The 626-nt window shown below is 51.8% G+C and carries 1 pseudogene; it reads left to right on the plus strand.

Annotated features, from left to right (window positions below):
• Window positions 1–572, plus strand: a pseudogene (locus HX884_RS26720) (polysaccharide biosynthesis/export family protein); the annotation flags it as partial.
• Window positions 573–626 lie beyond the last annotated feature (54 nt).

Genomic DNA, 626 nt, shown 5'->3' on the forward strand with positions numbered 1-626 from the left:
ATTTTAATCAGCGAGTCAGCTTGGGAAGAAATGACCTGCTTATTCGCACCTTCCTAAGCTCAGCGGGAAAAAACGTCATTACGTCGGGTGATGAAAATAATAATTTAGATAAGCGCGTGGATCTCTATCCTGTTACCCCTTCATTGATTGAGAAATTGCGCCCTGCCGTCACCAAATCTCAGTCTAATCCTAAGCTCGATGAGCAGGTCAGAAACTGGGAGTACCGCATTGGAACCGGTGATATTTTGACCGTAACCGTCTGGGATCACCCTGAACTGACAACACCGGCCGGACAGTATCGCAGTGCCAGTGACACCGGCAACTGGGTCAACGCCGACGGTACGCTCTTTTATCCCTATGTCGGCAAACTCCCGGTGGCGGGAAAAACGGTCTCTGAAGTCAGGGAAGAGATCGCCAAACGGCTGGATAGCGTGATCGAAAGCCCGCAGGTTGACGTCAGCGTGGCTGCCTTCCGCTCGCAAAAAGCCTATGTCACGGGCGAAGTCGTCAAATCTGGTCAGCAGGCAATCACCAATATTCCCCTGACGGTCATGGATGCCGTCAACGCGGCAGTGTACTGACCCCAAAAAGTTGGACAGTTAAACACGAGGCACATAGGTCTGGGT

It is taken from the genome of Enterobacter sp. SECR19-1250 (genome assembly GCF_013391025.1).
GTDB classification, from domain to species: Bacteria; Pseudomonadota; Gammaproteobacteria; order Enterobacterales; family Enterobacteriaceae; genus Enterobacter; species Enterobacter cloacae.